The organism is Alkalimonas sp. (assembly GCF_020831925.1).
Lineage (GTDB): Bacteria > Pseudomonadota > Gammaproteobacteria > Enterobacterales > Alteromonadaceae > Alkalimonas.
This window is the reverse complement of the sequence record NZ_JAFIFQ010000106.1, coordinates 1-3,960: the sequence shown is the minus strand read 5'-3', so window position 1 is coordinate 3,960 and position 3,960 is coordinate 1. Positions and strand designations below refer to the sequence as shown.

Here is a 3,960-nt window from a genome sequence, read left to right as displayed (position 1 = left end):
GGCAGTGTCTTGCTGAAATACGTGATCCAGCGGGCCAAACAGCAGCGTTTTCATACCCTGTTTGCCTTGACCACCCGCAGCATTCATTGGTTTTTGGAGCATGGCTTTGAGCTGGCGACGGTGGAAGATTTACCGGCGCAAAAACAGCAGCTGTACAATTATCAGCGTAAATCCAAGGTGTTGGCGCTGGCTTTGAACTAGCGCAAGTCCGGCGTCTTGCTATCCTTAACAGAGAACGAGAAGGAGAGCATAGTGCGCTTATTGAAATGGTTGTTGCTGCTTGGCTTAGTGCTGGCTTTGATGTTGCTGTGGCCGCGCAGCGAGATCCCAGCCAGTTTTTATGAAGCGCATCCGGTATTGGCGGTGCCGCCGGAGCGCGCCGGCGAGCTGCTGCAGGTCGATGACTTTATTGGCCGCACAGAGCGGCCAATGGATCCCTACTCGTATCCTATCCCCCTTGGCGAGGTGGGCCCGTCCACCCCGCTTTTTTCCGGCCTCAAGCAATACCCTTTTTACTGCGCCTTTCATCAGCTGGGCATTGAACCGCCGCTGGTTGATAATGACAACGGCTACGGCATTGCGGTGCTGGATGACCAGGGCCAGCTGCAGGGGTACAGCAAAGACTGCCTGCATCCCAGCCGGTTGCTGTGGTACCGGCTGAGCCTGGACGGGTCTGTAGCGCCCTATCAGGGTGGCCCGCTGGCCGATGGTGAGCTGTTGCTGCGGGCTGAGCTTGGCACCATTCAGCGCTATTTTTACCTGGTGGTGATGCCGGTGCTGGCCGATGAGTTCCCGCTTCGGGCAGGCCAGAGCCAGTGGAACCAGAAATTGATTTATCAGTTTCATGGCGGGGTTGGCATCGGCTTTCGTCAGGGCGAGCTGCGCATTGAGCGCTTGCTGCGCAATCGAGCTTCCCAATTGCGGCAGGGCTATGCCGTGGTTAGCAGCAGCGCTAACCGCACCAGCCACAGTTACCACTTTCTGCGGGCCGAAGAAGTTGCCCGTCAGCTGAAACAGCATTTTATCAGCCTCTATGGCGAGCCGGAAATGACCATTGGCATTGGTGGTTCCGGTGGCGGCATTGCGCAGTATCTGCTGGCGCAAAATGCCCCCGGCTTGCTGGATGCGGCCATCGCTCAGTACAGTTACCCGGACATGCTGAGCCAGGTACTCTATGCACTGGATTGCGATTTGCTGCACAACTACTACTACTTTACGGCCGACGATAAAAGCTTCTGGCAGGATTGGCAGCACCGGCAGTGGATTGAAGGGCTGAGCACCGTGCCGGATCAGCAAGTGCGCTACCAGCGGGAAATCAGTGCCATCCAACTGCTGTCGGGTATCAAGCCAACGCCGATGGACGGTGCTACCCAGTGCATCAATGCCTGGTTCGGGCTGTCGTCGATGGTGCATAACCCGCATCAGGGCCGGTTGCGGCCTTTTGTCAGTGAAAAATTGCTGCAAAGCACACACTGGAGTTACTGGGAAGACCTGGTGGATATCTATGGCCGCGATCAGCACGGTTTTGCCCACAGCCTATGGGACAATGTGGGTGTGCCATACGGCTTGCTGGCACTTCGAGCCGGCCAGCTGAGCCCACAGCAGTTTATTGAGCTGAATGCCCGTATCGGCAGCTGGCTGCCACAGCACCAGATGCAACCCGAACGGGCGCGTTTTCTGCCCATTTGGGATACGCCGATCTGGCTCAGTGCTTTTGGTCGTCACAATATGGCACCGCTTGCGATGAACGATGCTGGCATCAAGGTAGCGCCACGCTATCGGGCCAACCGCGATGCAATAGAGCGGGCCTATCGCTATGGCCAGTTGTTTGTTGGTGAGCTGTCGATCCCTGTGCTGGATTTACGTCATTATCTGGACCCGATGCTGGATATGCATCATTTGCAGCCATCCTTTATGGCGCGTGAGCGGTTGGCAAAGCGTGGCAATGACCAGTGGCAGCGTATTTGGGTCAGCCACCCGGATTACACACCGGAAAGCGAGGCCTTTGCTGCGGTCGTTGCCTGGCTGCGAGATGGCCGGGCGCCGGCGGCAGCTGCGGATCGCTGCTTTGCCGGCGATGGTCAGGTGATTGCCAGTGGCGATGACGTCTGGCAGCAGGATGGTCTTTGCCGCCAGACCTATCCGGTGCTGAGTAACAGCCGGCAGCAGGCCGGTGCGCCCAGTCATGGCCTTTTGCTGCAGTGTGCGCTGATCCCGCTTGAGCAGGCGCTGGCGCGCGGTGACTTCGGTGCTGTTGATATGACGCCCTGGCTGGGCGAACTTAACCAGCTATTCCCGGATGGTATCTGCGACTACCAGCAACCGGATCTGGCCTATCCGCCGGATTGGCGCTACGAAGAGGACTGAGCCGCCGCTTCGGCAGCGGACAGCAGCACCAGATCGTCGCGGTGAATCACTTCCTCGCGTGGGCAATAACCGAGGGTGGCGGCGATGTGCTGGCTGTGTAACCCTTTAATCCGGCTGAGCTCGGATGCCGGATACTGGCAAATGCCTTTGGCAAAGGGGGAGCCGCTGCTATCGCACAGCAGCACAGCATCGCCTTTATCAAACTGACCGCTGACGGCACTCACGCCTTTGGCCAGCAAGGAGGCGCCCTGTTGCTGCAGCGCTTTCACAGCGCCTGCGTCCAGCTGGATTTGGCCCTGACTCTTTAAACCATGCAGCAACCAATGCTTTTTGGCGCTGAGCCGCTCTTGCTGGCGGTGAAACAAAGTGCCGGCTGCTTTGCCGTCGAGCAGCGCTTCGAATACCGCTGCTTTCTGGCCATTGACGATCAGCGTATCAATGCCCTGCTGCCCGGCTTTTTGCGCCGCCTGCAGCTTGGTCACCATGCCGCCGGTCCCCACATTGTGGTGACTGCCACCAGCCATGGCGAAAATCTCTGGCGTGATGCGTTCCACCTCGGCAATAAATTGTGCTTGCGGGTTGCTGCGAGGGTTGGCGCTGTACAAGCCATCGATATCCGAGCAGATAATCAGCACATCGGCATCCACAGCAGTAGCAACCAATGCAGCCAGGTTGTCGTTATCGCCTAGTTTTAGTTCGGCGGTGGCGACACTGTCGTTTTCATTGATAATCGGCAGCACCTGATGATCCAGCAGGGTGCGCAGGGTGTTTTCAATATTCAGGTAGCGGCGGCGGTTGTGAAAGTCGTCATGAGTCAGCAGCAACTGGCCACAATGGCAATCGAGCAGATTTTGCCACAGCTGCATCATCTGGTACTGGCCTACCGAAGCCATGGCCTGTTTGACCGGAATGGGCAGTGGCTGATGCGAAAAGGCAATGGCACTGCGCCCTGCTGCCACGCTGCCGGAGGACACCAGCACCACCTCGATACCACGTGAGCGGCATTCGCTGATAAAACGGGCCAGCGTTAGTAAATAGCGGGTAGAACAACCTTTTCCCTCTGGCGCGATTAAAGCGCTGCCCACTTTTAACACCAAACGACGCCAACCATGACCCAGCATACCAAGCACTCAGCGATTATAAATTGCTTTGATTATAATTTTGGATGGCCATATGTCTATGTATTTTCGTGGCGCAATGCAAAAATAGTTCAGCCATGATTCAGCTTGTGGGATTATGCTGGTCATTATACGTTAAAGGAGTTTATGCAGATGAAGTCAAAGCTTGTGATGATCGGTGTACTGACCGGAAGTTTATCATTAGGTGGCCTGGTTGGTTGTGCCAGTACGGACAACCAGAATACCACCCGTGGCGCTGCCATTGGTGCGGTAGCGGGTGCCATTGCTGGTAAAACCACGGCGAATCGCAGCAACAAACGCATGGTGATTGGCGCTGCTGTTGGTGCTTTGGCCGGGGCAGCTGTTGGCAGCTACATGGATAACCAGGAAAAGGCGCTGCGCGAAGAGCTAAGCGGTACTGGCGTGAAGATACACCGTGAAGGTGATAATCTGCGGCTGGAAATCCCATCTCAGC

Annotated in this window: 3 protein-coding genes and 1 pseudogene; 3 read left to right on the top strand and 1 reads right to left on the bottom strand. The window is 56.7% G+C overall.

Translation table 11 applies throughout. From position 1 onward, the window contains the following. Positions 1-201: pseudogene (locus JJU14_RS16230) on the top strand (amino-acid N-acetyltransferase); the annotation flags it as partial. 51 nt (positions 202-252) lie between these two features. Further along, positions 253-2,367, top strand: a complete 2,115-nt coding sequence (locus JJU14_RS16225) for a DUF6351 family protein (RefSeq protein WP_228614769.1) — start codon at positions 253-255, stop codon at positions 2,365-2,367. Here JJU14_RS16225 and proB read toward each other — a convergent pair. Further along, positions 2,352-3,488, bottom strand: a complete 1,137-nt coding sequence (gene proB, locus JJU14_RS16220; RefSeq protein WP_228614768.1) for a glutamate 5-kinase — start codon at positions 3,486-3,488, stop codon at positions 2,352-2,354. The genes JJU14_RS16225 and proB overlap by 16 nt on opposite strands. A gap of 150 nt (positions 3,489-3,638) precedes the next feature. Here proB and JJU14_RS16215 point away from each other — a divergent pair. After that, a partial coding sequence (locus tag JJU14_RS16215) for a glycine zipper domain-containing protein (RefSeq protein WP_228614767.1) occupies positions 3,639-3,960 on the top strand: 322 nt, incomplete at its 3' end.

What these genes read in the sequence shown, in the direction of transcription:
- proB (WP_228614768.1), bottom strand. Translation starts at nt 3,488, where the DNA reads ATGCTGGGTCATGGTTGGCGTCGTTTGGTGTTAAAAGTGGGCAGCGCT.